This window comes from Paenibacillus sp. Paensp111 (genome assembly GCF_059492195.1).
Map to the genome: position 1 here is coordinate 568400 of NZ_CP168527.1, position 16715 is coordinate 585114.

A 16715-nucleotide genomic window follows, 5' to 3' on the forward strand; every position below is an offset into this window, starting at 1 on the left:
TCTTTCTTGGTGGGTGCCAGATCAAAGACATAAGTTCTGCCTTCGCGGAAGGCTCGGGGCTTATGTCTTTATTTAGTTTAGGGACGAAGCTGGACAGTGATAAGAGGAGTCACCGCACCCATAGAGGTTACCCCTGATAATGCCCCCATACGTATGATGAGCCCCTGTCTGGCACTCGCTTGCTTTGATGTGTTAAAATGTACAAATGAACATATCAGAACTGGAGGCTTTACAATGCAAAAACTGGTATTCTTTGTAGGCGTAGCGGGAACAGGCAAAACCACGGTGGCCCGCAAGCTGTCCGCACGGATTCAAGCAGCCTTTTTGGATAGAGATACGGTAGGCGGAAGATTTGTAGAGAAGATTCTCGAGATGAACAACCTGGATAAGAACGACCGGGATTCGGAGTTCTACAAGAAACACCTTCGTGACCTTGAATATGACACGACCAAGGATATCTGCATTGACAACCTGGCTGCAGGACAGAGCGTATTCATGATCTCGCCGTTCACCTCCGAGCTTAAGAATCAGGCCTGGATTGAAGAGGTAGTGGCTGCGGCCGGGCTCACTCTGAGTGAGGTTGACGTTAAGGTTGTTGTGGTTACACTCAGCGATATGGACGTGCAGAAGGAACGGATTATTGAGAGAAAGACCGAGCGGGATACCTGGAAGCTGAATCACTGGGATAACTTCAAGCAGCGGGTTGAATTTGTGCCGGAAGTGAATTGGAATATTCCAGCTTCCTCCGTAACCGTATTTGATAACAGCGGAGAGCTGACCGATGCGAAGATCGAAGGCTTGTATCAATTTATCACGGCTGATCCGGAAAAGAACTAAGTGGAGCGCTGCGGATACCCGCCCTGCCCGTCTGATGACACTTAAATTGGTGTATGTAAGCTTCATGATCTTCTTATAAAAGAGTTCAAATGGCCTCGCCCTTTCTGATCAGGGCGAGGCCATTGTGTTTGTTGTGGGGAGAACTGCGCTCTGGAGGGGATGCTGGAATTGTAATGGTAGACGACTATCAGCAGCATGCAGCTGAACCTGTAGGTGCGCAAGCACAATTCCTTATTCATATAACACAAACAGGGTCAGTCCTTATAGGACTGACCCTGTTTAAACTTCTTAAAGTTGGTCTGACAACTTACAAATCGTCAAAACCGTTATCGTCGCCGACTTTACCGTAGTTACGGGACTTCGCTTCGAAGAAGTCGGTCTTCGTAGCATTTAGCGCTTCATCGGAGAAAGGCTTGATCCAAGGCATGCAGTTCACATCCACGCCTTCATAAGCTTTTTCCAGACCCATGAGGGTCAAGCGTTTGTTGGCAATGTATTTGATGTAATCGGACAGCTCATTCAGGTCGATACCGCGAACTTCTTTCAGTGTATAGAAGGCCCAGTTCGTCTCGAGCTCTACGGCGCGGTTGATGGTGCTGTACGCCCAGTCCATGTTGGCTTTGGTGTTCAGCTCTGGATAATCCACCAGCAGCTGCTTGAATACCTCAGCGAAGAAGTAGCAGTGCTGATTCTCATCACGCTGAATGTAAGAGATCATTTGGCTCGTACCCATCATTTTCTGGTCGCGTGCCAGGTTATAGAAGAAGGCAAACGTACTATAGAAGAAGATCCCTTCCAGAATCAGGTCAGCCACGAGCGCTTCGAAGAACGTCTGCGGCGTAGCATCATTACGGAAGTTCTGATAAATATCAGAGATGAACTTGTTGCGCTCCAGCAGAACTGGGTCATGCTTCCAATATTCGAAAATTTCCTTCTGCTCCTGCTCGGACACGATGGAGGACAGTACATAGGAATAAGACTGGTTATGGACAACCTCCTGCTGACCGATAATCGCGGAGATCGCTTCGAGCGAGGAATCGGTGAAGTAGCGCTTCACGTCGCCCACGAACATGGTCTGCATGGAGTCCAGCACCGCCAGCAGGGAGATGTTGATCTTGAACGTCCGCTGCTCCTCACTATCCAGACGTGCGAATTGCTGCGCATCCTTGGACATCGGAATCTCATCTGCGATCCAGTGGTTCAGAAGGAGCACTTTATACAGCTTATACATATGAGGCATCCGGATGTCGTTCCAGTTCAGAATCCCTGAACACTCCCCGCCAATGATCCGGGTGGATTGGTTAGGCGCCTCTGTATTAAAAATCGTTTGTAATTGCATAAAATCATCTCCTTAAAATAATGCGAGAGGCGCTCCGATAACGAAACGATCAGCCTTGTTACGTAGAGACGCTCCGAGTACGAAACGATCCTACGACCGCTGTTATCTCCAAGTTTCTTGATTCGAACCGCAGCAGCAGTAGAAACTCGGAGATAAAGGCGGACGCTCCGCTTCTACGGATTCGTTTCGTTCTCTCCGCTCCCGTTGCAGCAGAACTGATAAAAACCTATCCCGGCTCAGGGTACTCCTTGCCTCTCGCTCCCGCTGCTCTGCACCAAGCCCGAGCGAATCCCAAAGGGAGAGCGCCACTCAGCAGACCAAAACAACAAAACGTTCGAAGTCCCGTCCACGCTGATCTGTACCAAACCCGAGCGTATCCCAAAGGGAGAGCGCCCTCTCAGCACGCACTCCCTAACAACAATCAACCTAACTCACACACCAGCCGCAGGAGCTCCACAAGTAGAGCGTGCCCCAAAGGGGCGACAAGCGGCTCATATATCCAAAGTCACCCGGGTGCGAACTCAGCAGCTCCCAAGCGACTGAAACAGGTAACTAAACACAGCCAAACTGTAAGCGGGTCCCGAAGGGACGGCAAGCGATCCTAACACCCACCTAACTCACATCCGCCTCTGTAACTCCCACGTTACCTCCAGTGGGTGTCCAGAGGGCGGAGCCCTTGGGGCCCTCCCTTAGGAAGGGAGGGTTTGGGTGGGTTGGAAAAAGCCTTTGAAGGCTCTTTCGGATGTTACGATGCACACGACTCGCATTCCTCGATCGTCAGCGCGCGGCTGCGAACATAGTACGTGGATTTGATGCCGGCTTTCCAGGCATGCAAATGCAGGTTCAGGAACTCGGTCGCCTTGATGTCAGGGCGCACGTACAGGTTGAAGCTTTGGGCCTGATCGACGTGACGCTGACGGGCGGAAGCCATTTTGATGGACCAGTTCTGGTCGATCATGAAGGCTGTTTTATAGTACCAAATCGTCTTCTCGGACAGGTCCGGAGCCGGATTGGCGATTTTGTAAGTCGTCTTCTCTTCGTAAGACAATAACTCATACAGTGGGTCGATACTTGCGGTAGAACCGGCAATGATCGAAGTCGAGCCGTTCGGCGCGATGGCGAACATCCAGGCGTTACGAACGCCGTTCTCATGAACTTCCTTCTGGAGCGCACGCCACTCTTCTGTGGTTACATATTTACCTTCACGGGTTCCGTCAGTGTAATGACGGTAAGTGAAGTAATGGCCTGTATCCCAGTCAGAGCCTTCGAACTTCGCGTAGCGGCCTTTCTCCTTGGCCAGCTCCATGCTGGAGCGGACAAGCAGGTAGTTGATCTTCTCGTAGAGGGCATCGTTGTAAGCCACAGCCTCGTCGGATTCCCAGCGGATGCCTTCCAGGGCAAGCAGGTGATGCAGACCGAAGGTACCAAGTCCGATTGCACGGTACTGGCTGTTCGTGTATTGAGCTTGCAGCACTTCAATATTGTTGATGTCGATGACGTTGTCGAGCATACGTACCTGAATCGGCACAAGACGCTCAAGCACTCCGGCTGGAACAGCACGTGCCAGGTGAATGGAGTTCAGGTTGCAGACAACGAAGTCACCAGGGATCTTGGAGATGACGATACGGGTCTGTCCATCCTTCGTTACAAGTTCTTCTTGCTCAACCACGGTTGCCGACTGGTTCTGCATAATTTCGGTACACAGGTTGGACGAGTAGACCATACCATGTGCACGGTTCGGGTTGGCACGGTTCACGGTATCCCGGTAGAACATGTAAGGAGTTCCGGTCTCCAGCTGGGATTTCATAATCCGTTTCATGATATCGATAGCCTGTACCGTAATCCGGGACAGTGTAGGATGCGCCACGGCTTCCTCGTATTTCTCGCGGAAAGCACCTTCGCCAAAGTTATCATCATAGAAGTCTTCCAGACCGAGTGGGCGGCCGTTCGCGTCTTTCCAGCCCATCGTCTTCTTCACTTCGTGCGGACAGAACAGATTCCACTCATCGCGGTTCTCTACTGCTTCCATGAACAGATCGGGAAGGCAGACCCCGTGGAACACGTCATGCGCTCTCATGCGCTCGTCGCCGTTGTTCAGCTTCAGATCAAGGAAAGCGAGAATATCTTTATGGAAAACGTCGAGGTATACAGCAATGGCACCTTTGCGTGTACCGAGCTGATCGACGCTGACTGCGGTGTTGTTCAGCTGGCGAATCCATGGGATGACGCCGGAGCTGGTATTCTTGTGGCCGCGGATATCTGAACCGCGTGCCCGTACTTTGCCGAGGTAGACACCGATACCGCCGCCCATTTTGCTCAGACGGGCTACATCTGTATTGGAATCAAAGATGCCCTCAAGGGAGTCGTCCACGGTATCAATGAAGCAGCTGGAGAGCTGTCCGGCCACTTTTTTGCCCGCATTGGACATGGTTGGTGTAGCGGCGGTCATGTAGATATTGCTCATCGCCCAGTAAGCTTCCTTCACCAGGTGCATACGAGTCTCAGCAGGCTCCTTGTGCATCAGGAACATGGCGATTACCATGTAACGCTCCTGCGGAAGCTCCATCACGCGGCCGTCGAAATCGTTAGCCAGGTAACGCTCAGCCAGGGTAAGCAGTCCGATATAGTCAAACAGCAGATCGCGCGAAGGATCAATCATTTCGCCGAGTTCTTCAATCTGCTCTTTGGTATAAACTTCGAGCAGGTCCTCTTTGTATATGCCGGCTTTGGTCAAATCGACAATCAGATGATAGAACGATCCGTAAGGCTCTTCCGGATAAGCTTTGTACCGGCGGTTATTGGCCGCTTTCTTGTATAGCGTGGTAAGCAGGGCGCGTGCGGCTGCGAATTTCCAGTCCGGCTCTTCTTTGGTTACAAGCTCAAGGGCGGACATGGTAAAAGCACTGCTGATTTCTTCTCCTGTTACTTCATCCCGGCGGAGCTTGGAGGTCACGCCGCGAAGCAGGCGCTCCTTATCCAGTGTAGGCAGGCCTTCGAGTATACGGTCTGCATAAATGCCCAGACGGTTGTTGTCGAAAGCGAGTTGACGGTTGTTCGGTTTATTGACGAAGGATGGCATAGAAGAGAATCCCTACTTTCTAAATGAAATAAAATGTATGCATGGTAAAATTACAGCTGCCAGATTGGTATTAACTGTAATGAATAATCTGATTCTGGAAAAAATTAACCCGTTCCGGGAAAAAAGGACCACAAGAAGCAATTATACTAGAAAGATGGATAGCGATAAAGAAAGAATTAAAGACTTTGCTGCCGATATTTGTATTCGTGCAATTCGGTGTTTCTATTTCATTTACGTGGTGAACGAAGATTGCCATAGTACGGCCTCACCCTGCTCAAGGCTTTGCTTGATGTCGATGAGCCTCTGATTGGAGCTTCCCCGGTACAGCAGGGAGGGGTCGCGCAGGGCTTCTACATAACGCCCATCAACCAGTACATCACAGCGGCCGAGAAGCGCATATTCCTCTGAATCCGGCGCAGCGCTTAATTCCTCATAGGTATAGCCGCTGTAGATCCACACGGGGACCGGGCCGGCTTCTAGATGAAGCAGATCGATGAATCCGCTGACCTCCCGGGCAGAGAAGAATGGATCTCCGCCGAGAATCGTCAGCCCGTCCAGCAGGGGATTGCCGGCAATATCCCGGATGATCTCCTGCTGTCTTGCTAGCGTGAACGGCTCACCGTATTCGAAATTCCAGGTCTTCGGGCTGAAGCAGCCCGGACAGTAATGCTTGCAGCCGCTGATGAATATGGCTGCCCGAAGCCCTTCGCCTTCATTGATCGACTCCGGGGAGTATCCGCATAGGTTCATGGGGTGTGCTTCACCCGGTCTCTGACTTCGGCCTGCTTGGCACTGTTGAACCGGGTCTGGAAGTCCCCGGTCAGATAACCGGTGACCCGGCGCAGCCTGCGGATATGAACCTCGTTCTCATGGCTTCCGCAGGAAGGGCAGGTGGCCCCGATAATGCCCTCGTGGCCGCAGGCCGAGCAGCGGTCAATCGGATGATTAATACTGAAATAGCTGACCTGCTGCTCTAGGGCATACTGAATAATTTTCAAGAATGCAGCCGGGTTAGCACGGGCATTGCCGTTAAGTTCAATGTAGGAGATCGCTCCGGCATTGCACAGATCGTGGAAGGGGGCCTCTAGCTTGATCTTGACGGCTGCGGTAACGGGATAATACACAGGAACATGGAAGGAGTTCGTGTAATAATCCCGGTCGGTTACGCCGCTGAGCGAGCCGTAGAAGGCCCGGTCGCGTTTCGTGAATTTCCCGGACAGGCCTTCTGCCGGTGTGGCGAACAGCGTCACATTGAGGTTCAGCTTCTCGCTCTGGCGGTCACAGAAGCTGCGCAGGTAGCGAATCAGCCTTACCGCCTTCTGATAGACCTCTTCGTCCTCGGCATGATGCTTGCCGTACATCGCCTTCATGCACTCGGCGAGACCGATGAATCCGATCGACAGACTGCCATGCTTCAGCAGCTCTCCGACCGGCTCTTCTGGAGCGAGATGCTCGCCGCCTTCCCAGACACCTTCACGCATCATGAAGTCGGAGGCTTTGGCTTTCTGGGCAGACTGGATACGGAAGCGGTGGAGCAGTCCTTCCATGGCAATGTCCAGATAATGATCCAGCTCCTGATAAAAGCCTGCTTCATCAGCTTCCCTGCGGCGTCCGAGGACAATTCCGTGTTCGATTCCCAGCTTCACCAGATTCAAGGTATTGAAGCTCAGGTTCCCCTTGCCGGACAGATGATTCCGGCCGAACCGGTCAGCCAGGACACGCGTGCGGCAGCCCATTGTTGCGAACTCGGTATCCGGGTCACTCGGATCGTAATAGGCAAGGTTCAAGGGAGCATCCAGATTGGCGAAGTTCGGATAGAGCCTGCGGGCCGAGCACTCGGCCGCCTTCAGGAACAGGTCATAGTTCGGTTCACCGGACGCTTGATTGATCCCCTTCTTGCATTTGAAGATCTGGATCGGGAAGATCGGCGTCTCGCCGCTTCCTAGTCCCTTCATGGTAGCTTCCAGAATCGAATCAATCACAAGCCTGCCTTCCGATGAAGTACAGGTTCCGTAGTTGATGCTGGTAAAAGGAATCTGACCACCGGCCCGGCTCGACATCGTGTTCAGATTATGAATAAGGCTCTCTGCGCCCTGCAGCGTCTCGCTCTCGGTCTCCCGCATGGCATAGCGGAAGGACCTTGGGTAACGCTCCTGCAGATCAAGGCGGCTCATCGAGATCTCACCAAGGTCTGTGAGCTCATCCTGCTCTTCAAAGTAATCCAGCCCTTTGAGGAAGTATTTGGCGAAGGATTTGGCCACATAAGGGGCCAGGTCATGATCCAGCTTGTTGCCGGATACTCCGCCGTACTGGGAGTTCTGCTGGGATTGAAAGATAATGGCGACAAGGGCCATAGCCGTCATGATCGAGTTCGGCGGCCTCACGCTGCCGTTGCCTGTATTGAATCCTTGGCCAAGCAGCTTGCCGAATGGAATGAAGATACAGTTCGTAGTTCCAATTGCATATTGATCTAAATCGTGGACATATACGATATTATCCTGAATGGCCTGCACGAGCTGGCCGGGCATGATGAAGTGGTTAGCATACCACTTGGCATATTCACTGCCGAATTTGCTCATTTTTCCGGAGAAGCTCTCTCCATTCAGGTTGGCGTTCTCTCGCAGCATCTCAAGATCGCGGCTGTCGACAATATCCTCACCGAGCCGGATGACCTCATCCAGAATATGATCCTCTTTGCTGAATGCTTTGGTAATAAGGGCCATGACTAACTACTCCCCTCGATTTACTTGTATATACGGATGCAAAAGAAACTCCCTTGCCGGCAAGAGTACTCGTACCGTAATGCGAGGCAGTGCAGCTTATATCTTGAAGTATGTAATCCGCATCCGGACACCTGAATTCGCCATTAGCAGAAGATAAGGTGTCGTGAAACAGGCACAGGCAGGTATATGGGTGATTCTCTAAAGCAAAGGCCGTTTACACTATATTTTGTTTCGGTTTAATTACATTACCACAATATCTAGTGGTTAAACAAGGTTTGAAAATCCAAAACTACCTATAAAAAGTTCTTGACATGTCCCTTTCCCGCATCCCGCTTGGGCCTGTCCCCTTCAAATAAATTTCATAAAAATATTTTGTTGAAATTTGAAGGAAATTGTATGTATGGGAGCTTGAAAATTTCATAATTTTCAGACCAAGTTTTGGTTTTTAAGCAGCGAACTGTTAAAATAGAAGGAAAGATTTACGGTGGGAGATGCTTCAAAGCCAAGGAGGAATTTGATTATGGCAATTGCAGAGGTAACGATCATTCCGGTGGGGACGGGATCAACCAGCCTAAGTGCGTATGTGGCCGAAATGCAGCATGTCCTGGAGCGTCAGGAAGGGGTCGAGTTTCAATTGACCTCGATGAGTACGATCATTGAAGGACCGCTTGAGAATGTGTTCGCGGCCATTGCTGCGCTGCATGAGGCGCCATTTCAGGCGGGGGCGGGGCGTGTCTCTACATCCATCAAGATTGATGACCGCCGGGACAAGCCGTCTTCCTCGGAGCAGAAGCTCCGCTCAGTAAGAGAGAAGCTGTAACTAACTGCAGCTCTCTCTAGAACGGTAGGAACATACCACTTGAGTGGTCCCTATATGGATTCGAGTCTAGTCCTCCCCTAAAAGATGGCCAAAACGGAGCTTGATATAACCCGCGGAGCAAACGAGATACAGCAGAAGTTCGGCTAACAGGCTCCATGGCTGGAGGCTGATCAGATTGGAACACCACGTACACAGAACAATTAAAAGTTCAAAGAACAGAAGATCGGCCAGAAATATAACAAGCCCGGATTTGAAATAGGAGAAGAGCTGCAGGGCCCTAAAGTTCCAGGTTGTAGCAAGTACCTCCAGGGCTATGACGCCCAGAGACATGCTCAGGTATCCGAGTCCAGGCCGAGCGGCCACCATATAGAGTATGGTGAAGTTCGTCAATATTCCCAGTGCGAGTCCCACAAGAGGGACTCTTTTTTGATTTTGGGCCCATAATAGGCTGGTGGTGATCTCCCGGAGGCCGACGATCAGCGGAAGCAGCGCGAGTAGCTTGATGGACAGCTCAGCGTCCGGAACTCTAAATATATACCGTGATATTTCGGGAGAAAAGTTGAAGATAAACCAGCTGCAAGCCCAGCCCCACACCCAGGTGAGGTTAATGGCTTTGTTCCTTTTCTCATAGTATTGATCAAATCTTCTATGGATCCAATCCGAAGAGATTCTCATCGTCAGGGTGTGTGTTAGCGCAGCGGTGAATAGAGTAGGCATATAAGCCACAACAAGAGCGATGCCAGAGAAGACCCCAAGCATCTGCACGGCTTCACCGGAGGTAAGTCCGGATACCTGAAGCCTTTGGGGAATCAGGATGGCATCCACAAAGTCAGAAGCGGGGACCAGGAGGCGGGTAAGGGTAATCATCAGAGATACTTTTAGTACGGTCTTGAAGCCGGAGCTGTTATCCACTGATACTGTGGTTAGGAAGGCAGGCTGCTTGTACCTCATAACGACAATAATAAAGACAAAGGCGAGCACCGCTGCCAAGGAGGTGCCTACAATCGCCGCACCTACAGCCCATTTGAGACCCGAGCCTATAAAGATAGGAATAAGGAAGATTAATGAACCTATACGGACCACTTGTTCGACCAGCTCGGATACAGCGATAATTCCGTACTTCTCGTGACCCTGCAGGTATCCTCTAAGCAGGCTGAGCAGAGGAACTGCGAGGATGGCCGGTGCAAGGCAGCGTATCGCAAAATCCAGCTGCGGATAATGAAGCAGTGAGGCAATCTTAGAAGATAAGAGGTAAGTTAGAAGACTGCAGGCTGCTCCGATTAGCAGCAGAATAATAGAGAATTTCCTGAACAAGGTCCAGCCCTTGGCGGGATGGCTTGAAATATACATAGCCAATGCGGTCGGAAGGCCGCCTGATATCACCATAAGGACCAGGGCATAGAAGAAATAGGTCAGTTGATACAGACCCATTCCTTCGACGCCCAGGGTTCTTGTAATATATATTTTGCCGAAGAGACCAACTGATTTCACTACAATCATGGCATTGGCTCTCACAAGAGTTTGTTTGACAAGCAGAGGTAGCTTCAATTTCGGTCCTCCCCGTTAGACGGCTGTCCAATAAATCTTATGACAGCGGTCTTGGGGTTATGAACAAAGAGAAGCTCCTTAGTCCCGAATGTGAATGACCTGGTACTTCGTGTATTTATCCCATCCCAGATCGAAGGGAACCTGGAAGCGGTCAGCCGTGTGGGAATTAACCAGCGGATACCCGCTTTGATCGAAGCCTGTAATGATCGAGAAGTGGTCGATATCGCCCTTGATCTGGTAAGCGATAAGGTCGCCTGCCTGAAGCTTGTAAAGCTGGGATTCATCCTGCTGGATTTGGTTCGCGAACTTTACAACTTTGGCGAAATCTCCATGAGCCACCACAGTTCCATAGCCCGAACGAACCAGAAAGCCCTTGAAGGAGTCCGTTCTTACCCAGGCTGCGCTTCCTCCGCTGCCGTCGTAGTAGTGCCACCCCCCTCTCATCCGCAGCCCGCCGCCTTCCTTGTCCCCGATGGTCTGAGAAGAGAAGTTGGTACAGTCTCCCCCTTGGGAATTGTAGTCCTTATACTTTGGATTATAGCGGTGTTTGTTCCCCGCACCCCAGGCTAGCCCGGCATACTTGTTGGCATATTCAACTGCCCGCTGGCGGTTGTATCTAGGATTGTCCTTGGACTGCATTGGGGCCCTTAGGGGGACAAAATCCATCTCGCATTTTTGGATCGTCTTGGGATTCTCCTCAAGAGGGTCAAGGTACCACTCGCGTTCCACAGTCCAGACGTTGTTATGCTTGTGCAACTTGATGGCATGGCGGGTTCCGATCCCGAAATCTTGATGACCCGGATACTTATCCAGATACTCGTAGCCTAATTTGAGAGCCTGCACCACAGATACCCTCGCGGTTTCTCCCTCAACCTTCAAGCGAACAATCCGAATAGTGCTCTCGGCATTCATGAATTTCGCTCTTCGCTCCCGGGCCCAGGCCTGAATATATTCGGACCGGTTCATCTCATGATGCATGGCATGCCGGCTGTATGGATTGCCTGGAAGGTAGTGATCCTTAATATGAGCCATGTTGTGATCAAGAAGCAGCTGGGTACGGTCTGCGAACAGATCCTGCAGAAACCGTGTAATCTCTTCGGATTCCGCTGGTTTGGGGGATTCAGCGTAAGCCCGTGGTGGGGAACCGAACCAGCCAAGCTGCGGCAGGGTAAAAATGACAATAAGGAGAGCCTTTAGAATTCGTTGCACGATTGTATACTCCCTGTGTGTTTGTTGAAATTAGAGTCATGGCCAAGTTATAAGTCATGTTCGCTAGGCTTGCTGCTGTACAATTTGGTATATACAACAAGCCTTCCCTCATGCTCATGACGGCTTCTGCTGTAACGGCCGGCGCAGGTAATCAGATTAAGGCCATGTTCAGATGATGGTCCGAAGATCGTCCCCACTGGAGCGTCTGCCGTTGGGTAATAATTTACGGACTTTACAATGAAGCGAAGCTTGTATCCTTTGGCATTGAAGATATAGACGGAATCGCCTTTTTTTAATTTCTTCAATGGATAGAACACGGCCGGACCCGTATAGGTATCCACATGCCCATCCATTACAGCATTCCCCGCTGAGCCAGGTAATACTCCGGAAGCCAAATAGCCTACACGATCAGTTCTAGCAGGGACGTCCATTTGTCCATTCTTCAGATATCCGACAGGCTCAGTTCTTGCCTCTATATGAACAGCAGGAATGCTAATGTGAGAAGGAGTGATTCCTTTGAAGCGGCTTGTCCAGCTGCGAACCTTTTCTTGTGGCTGCTTTATAAGTATTTGTACGGGCTGATGCTTAATTTCTGACTGCATTCGTATAGGGCCTGAATGAGGAGCCGGCCTTGATGGAGATGAAAATGAACAGCCTGTACAGGACAAAATATATAATATTCCCACGATAATAAGGCCGATACGGATACTTTTCATTTTAGAAAAAAGAGAGGATCATATAACCTCCTCTCTTGTCCTCCCTATTCCATTTGCTCGCTGGCACCGCCAAAACCTGTTTTAGGCATTTTGTTCGTTGTTGCTTTCGTTTTCAGGCTCTTTGCTCCGATACTCTTCGCATGAAGCTTCTTAGCATGGCTAGAGCTTTTTGCGTGCATTTTTGATGTTTTGTGTGCCGCATGTGTTTTGTGCTTAGCATGAGCTTTGTGTTTATGGGTACTTTGGGCATGGACCTTTGTCTGGTTCTTTTTGTGTCCGGAATCCTCAGCGGCAGATGATACTGCCATACCTGCATTTAGAAGAACTGCCAGCGATGCAATAGTTGCGATAAGCTTCTTCATTTGTGTAGCCTCCTTGGTGGTGTAATGGAAGTTCGACTTTATGTTGTGCAACTTGCAGTCATTTATGGTGCGAAATTTTTGCCATCTAGATTGTACCGGGTCGTTCTGGCAGTGTCGGCTTGTTCTTCTACGTTTAGCTCTATGGAGGATGGTTAAATACATTACAAATATCTGCACGCCTTAGGCAACTAGGGAACAATGGAGGTTAATCATATGACCGAGAAAATTGTAGGTGTATTTCAGACTGAGGACGAAGCGACAAGAGCGATATTGGAATTGAAGAATCAGGGATTTAAAGCGGAGGATATCTCTATCATAGCTAAAGACCGAAGTCATCTGAGTTCAATAAATGACGAGACAGGGACCAAGTCGCCTGAGGGCATAGCGACAGGAGCGGCGGCGGGCGGTGTGCTCGGGGGAGTAACGGGACTGCTTGCCGGGCTTGGAGCCTTGGCTATTCCCGGAATAGGGCCCATACTGGCGGCTGGTCCAATAGCTGCTGCCTTAACAGGAGCTGCGGTTGGCGCTGGCGCAGGGGGACTTGCAGGCGGGCTTATAGGCCTTGGAGTTCCGGAGGAGCAAGCCGGTGAATACGATACGATGGTAAATGAAGGCCGCATTCTCGTTCTACTTGATGCCGAGCCTTACCAGATGAATGGAATTTATCAGGTGTTCCGGGATCATAACTCCTTGAATGCCCATTATTATAGCAACAACAATTCTACTGATCAGACCGAAGAACAGGAGATAGTGGGTACGCATGTAAGCAGAACGGACAAGGAGAACATGCCTTGGTATAACGAAAAGGATGTGCCGCCTGATCCGGAGGCCGTTGTCTCGAATGCGGAGAGCAAGGAGAAGGAGCTTCACCAGCTGCATGAAGAGCAGGTTAGAAAGCACCAATGATTCCTATATAACGAGCACCAATAGACCGCCTTGCCGCAGGCGGTCTATTGGTGCTGGGGCTGAATTTCTCATGTACAGCCAGTCCTGCGAGAGGAGCTACTTCAGTAGGTCCATGGTGGATATTACCTTTGAGTATATCTTGTAATTTCATGTTTAGCTCTCGGAGCAGTGGTTAATTACATGTTACGCTTTACGAATCACCTATACGGAAAGCACTAAGCTGTTCAACCTTAGCTTTTTCCCTATGATGGATTCGGTTAAGCAGATTAACTACAAAAATACGAACAACCTGGAGGTAACCAACATGACTAAGAAAATTGTAGGCGTATTTAGAAACGACAACGAGGCAACTAATGCGATTGAAGAGCTAAAGCGTCAAGGTTTCAAGGCAGAAGATATCTCCATCGTAGCTAAAGACAAGCGTGATATATCCGCAATTAGTGATGAGACAGGTACCAAGGCACCTGAAGGAGTAGCGACTGGTGCGGCTACCGGCGGAATTCTAGGAGGCGTGACTGGCCTGCTTGCAGGACTTGGCGCACTCGCAATTCCCGGCATCGGACCGATCGTAGCAGCCGGCCCAATTGCGGCGGCACTCACAGGTGCAGCTGTAGGAGCAGGTGCAGGCGGCTTGGTTGGCGGTCTGGTAGGGCTTGGTATTCCTGAGGATGAGGCGAAAGAATACGATACCATGGTCAATGATGGCCGTATTCTGGTTATGGTTGATGCCCACCCTACTCAAGAGGGGAGAATTTATCAGGTTTTCCGTGATAACAACTCCTTGAATGCTCATTATTACAATAAATATCAAGATGGCACCCAAGCTACAACCCAAGATGCGGTTGGAACACATTTGAGTGCTACAGACACAGGCATCAAGCCGGTGTATAACGAAACGGATACTGTGGGAACTTCCCCGGTAACAGATCGTACATCTGCTGAGACAGAATCCGACAAGCTGCGCCTTCATGAGGAACAGCTGAAAGTAGACAAAAACCGCGTTCAGACAGGCGAAGTTCAAATTCACAAGGAAATTGTTGAGGAGCAGAAGACGATCAATGTCCCTGTTACTCACGAAGAGGTCGTTATCGAGCGTAGAGCGGTACAGGACGGGGTAACCGACCAGCCGATCGGCAAGGATGAGACGATCCGCATTCCGGTCAGTGAAGAGAAGGTCGAAGTGAACAAGCAAAATGTGGTGACCGGTGAGATTGAGGCCCGCAAGCGCGAGGTTCAAGAAACCGAGCAGGTGCAGGATGTAATCCGCAAGGAAGAAGCGCGTGTGGAACGCAGCGGATCTCCTGAAGTGAGAGAAGAGCAGCTGAATAACCGCCGCTGATCAATTAGAACTTGATAATAACGGGCCGCCCTTAGGGGCGGCCTGTTTTTTGCGATTCAAAAATGGATTCAAAAGGTAATAAAAGGAACAAAAGTACATAAAAAGGGGTGTTAACGCATGGACATGGATCGGAAGAAATCCTCAAACTGGCTGTATCAGCTAATCTTTGTCGGGCCTTCCGCCGTTTTCTTCTTCCTGATTGTGGCGGTCCCGTTCTTCCTGGGGCTGTATTATTCATTCACTAGTTGGAATGGAATCTCCAAGCATGTCACTTGGGTTGGGCTAAACAACTACATTCATATTTTCACCAAAGACCCGGATTTCCTAAACTCCTTCTGGTTCACGGTTAAATTCACGGTGCTAGGCGTAGTTCTGACCAACTTGCTCGGGTTCATACTTGCCTATCTGCTGACGAAACCGCTGGCTACCCGAAATGTGATGCGTACGGTGTTCTTCATGCCGCATGTCATTGGGGGACTGCTGCTCGGGTTCATCTGGCAGTTCATCTTCGTTCGCGGATTCCAGTCGATAGGCGGGCCCTTCTTCAGCCTTCCTTGGCTCGGAACGGAAGCGACTTCATTCTGGGCGATCGTAATCGTCTTTATCTGGCAAAATTCAGGTTATCTGATGGTCATCTACATCTCCTCGCTGGGAGCCATACCAAGCTCGCTGATCGAAGCAGCCAAGGTAGACGGGGCAAGCCGCAAGCAGGTGCTGCGCCACATTATTCTTCCTCTGGTCATGCCGGGAGTAACCGTCTGCCTCTTCTTGGCGATCTCCTGGTCGTTCAAGCTGTTCGACCTGAACCTGTCGCTGACCAAGGGCGGTCCATTCAAGTCTACGGAATCGGTAGCGCTTAACATTTACAATGAAGCCTTTAACATCAGCCGGTTTGGCATGGGCTCAGCGAAAGCAATTATTTTCTTCATCATTGTCGCGATTATATCGATTCTCCAGGTCCGGGCGACCAAGAGCAGGGAGGTTGAGGTCTGATGGATACAATCAAAAAGTACCGGTCGTCGTATTTCCTGATCGAGATCATTCTGATTCTGCTGGGGCTGGTGTTCCTGGTTCCGTTCTACTTCCTGTTGGTCAATTCGGTAAAAGAATTCGGCGAGATTCTGACCAACTCGGCAGGCTGGCCGGCCGCATATAAATGGAGCAACTATACCGAAGCCTGGACGAAAACGACGTTCCCGCAGGCTTTCGGCAACTCGCTGGTGATTACCATCATCAGTAATATCCTGCTGGTTCTTATGTGTTCGATGGCCGCTTACCGGATGGTGCGTCACGCCACGCTATTTAACAGGCTGTTGTACGGCGCATTCGTGGCGGCGATGGTCATCCCGTTCCAGTCGCTGATGATTCCGCTGGTGAAAGTGGTCAGCGCGCTTGGCGTTATGGATACGCGGACAGGCCTGATCCTGTGTTATCTGGGATTCGGAGCCCCGATTACCGTCTTCCTGCTGCACGGATTTGTGAAGACCGTGCCTGTCGACATTGAGGAAGCCGGCCGGGTTGATGGCAGTTCGACCTTCGGCATTTTCTTCCGGCTTGTGCTGCCCTTAATGCAGCCGATTATTGTCACGGTCATTATTCTGAATACGCTGTGGATCTGGAATGACTACCTGATGCCGTCCCTTATTCTGCAAAGTCCGGAGATGCGTACGATTCCCATCGCGACCTACGCTTTCTTCGGCCAGTTCACGAAGCAATGGGACTTGGCGCTGCCGGGACTGGTGCTTGGCATTGCCCCTGTGGTCATCTTTTTCCTGGCGATGCAGAAATACATCATTGAAGGAATTGCTCAAGGGTCAGTAAAAGGGTAGGCGCAGCG

Annotated in this window: 14 protein-coding genes; 6 read left to right on the top strand and 8 right to left on the bottom strand. The window is 50.6% G+C overall.

Annotated features, from left to right (window positions below; all coding sequences use genetic code 11):
- Nucleotides 1-234 precede the first annotated feature (234 nt).
- Nucleotides 235-837: a P-loop nucleotide/nucleoside kinase family protein gene (locus ACEN86_RS02715; protein ID WP_495632841.1), complete on the top strand. Its 603-nt coding sequence runs from the start codon at nt 235-237 to the stop codon at nt 835-837.
- Nucleotides 838-1144: 307 nt separating this feature from the next.
- Here ACEN86_RS02715 and ACEN86_RS02720 read toward each other — a convergent pair whose 3' ends face one another.
- The 4 genes from ACEN86_RS02720 to ACEN86_RS02735 all read right to left on the bottom strand — a co-directional run bounded on the left by ACEN86_RS02720 (nt 1145) and on the right by ACEN86_RS02735 (nt 7978).
- Complete coding sequence (locus ACEN86_RS02720) at nt 1145-2176, bottom strand: ribonucleotide-diphosphate reductase subunit beta (protein WP_495632842.1); 1032 nt, start codon at nt 2174-2176, stop codon at nt 1145-1147.
- Between the two features lie 745 nt (nt 2177-2921).
- Nucleotides 2922-5255 carry a ribonucleoside-diphosphate reductase subunit alpha gene (locus ACEN86_RS02725; protein WP_495632843.1) on the bottom strand — a complete coding sequence of 778 codons (2334 nt, stop codon included), beginning with the start codon at nt 5253-5255 and terminating at the stop codon, nt 2922-2924.
- Nucleotides 5256-5486: 231 nt separating this feature from the next.
- Nucleotides 5487-6005 (bottom strand): anaerobic ribonucleoside-triphosphate reductase activating protein, encoded by a 519-nt coding sequence (nrdG, locus tag ACEN86_RS02730; protein ID WP_495632844.1) that lies wholly within the window; start codon nt 6003-6005, stop codon nt 5487-5489.
- Entirely contained in the window at nt 6002-7978 is a 1977-nt protein-coding gene (locus ACEN86_RS02735) for an anaerobic ribonucleoside triphosphate reductase (RefSeq protein WP_495632845.1), read from the bottom strand. The genes nrdG and ACEN86_RS02735 overlap by 4 nt, the downstream gene beginning before the upstream one ends.
- A 520-nt stretch (nt 7979-8498) precedes the next feature.
- Between ACEN86_RS02735 and ACEN86_RS02740 the strand changes: the two genes are divergently transcribed.
- Nucleotides 8499-8798 carry an MTH1187 family thiamine-binding protein gene (locus tag ACEN86_RS02740; RefSeq protein WP_495632846.1) on the top strand — a complete coding sequence of 100 codons (300 nt, stop codon included), beginning with the start codon at nt 8499-8501 and terminating at the stop codon, nt 8796-8798.
- 66 nt (nt 8799-8864) lie between these two features.
- Here the strand turns inward: ACEN86_RS02740 and ACEN86_RS02745 are convergent, their stop codons facing one another.
- From ACEN86_RS02745 to ACEN86_RS02760, 4 genes are all read right to left on the bottom strand, one after another.
- A complete protein-coding gene (locus ACEN86_RS02745; RefSeq protein ID WP_495632847.1) occupies nt 8865-10346 on the bottom strand; it encodes an oligosaccharide flippase family protein in 1482 nt (493 codons plus the stop codon).
- Between the two features lie 78 nt (nt 10347-10424).
- Nucleotides 10425-11555 carry an amidase domain-containing protein gene (locus ACEN86_RS02750; protein WP_495632848.1) on the bottom strand — a complete coding sequence of 377 codons (1131 nt, stop codon included), beginning with the start codon at nt 11553-11555 and terminating at the stop codon, nt 10425-10427.
- Between the two features lie 47 nt (nt 11556-11602).
- Nucleotides 11603-12157: a class F sortase gene (locus ACEN86_RS02755; protein ID WP_495632849.1), complete on the bottom strand. Its 555-nt coding sequence runs from the start codon at nt 12155-12157 to the stop codon at nt 11603-11605.
- A 158-nt stretch (nt 12158-12315) separates the two neighbouring features.
- Nucleotides 12316-12633 carry a hypothetical protein gene (locus tag ACEN86_RS02760; RefSeq protein ID WP_495632850.1) on the bottom strand — a complete coding sequence of 106 codons (318 nt, stop codon included), beginning with the start codon at nt 12631-12633 and terminating at the stop codon, nt 12316-12318.
- Nucleotides 12634-12846: 213 nt separating this feature from the next.
- Between ACEN86_RS02760 and ACEN86_RS02765 the strand changes: the two genes are divergently transcribed.
- The 4 genes from ACEN86_RS02765 to ACEN86_RS02780 all read left to right on the top strand — a co-directional run bounded on the left by ACEN86_RS02765 (nt 12847) and on the right by ACEN86_RS02780 (nt 16707).
- Nucleotides 12847-13539: a general stress protein gene (locus ACEN86_RS02765; RefSeq protein ID WP_495632851.1), complete on the top strand. Its 693-nt coding sequence runs from the start codon at nt 12847-12849 to the stop codon at nt 13537-13539.
- Between the two features lie 304 nt (nt 13540-13843).
- Nucleotides 13844-14878 (top strand): YsnF/AvaK domain-containing protein, encoded by a 1035-nt coding sequence (locus ACEN86_RS02770; protein ID WP_495632852.1) that lies wholly within the window; start codon nt 13844-13846, stop codon nt 14876-14878.
- Between the two features lie 123 nt (nt 14879-15001).
- A complete protein-coding gene (locus ACEN86_RS02775; RefSeq protein WP_495634200.1) occupies nt 15002-15871 on the top strand; it encodes a carbohydrate ABC transporter permease in 870 nt (289 codons plus the stop codon).
- Nucleotides 15871-16707 carry a carbohydrate ABC transporter permease gene (locus ACEN86_RS02780; protein WP_495632853.1) on the top strand — a complete coding sequence of 279 codons (837 nt, stop codon included), beginning with the start codon at nt 15871-15873 and terminating at the stop codon, nt 16705-16707. The genes ACEN86_RS02775 and ACEN86_RS02780 overlap by 1 nt, the downstream gene beginning before the upstream one ends.
- Nucleotides 16708-16715 lie beyond the last annotated feature (8 nt).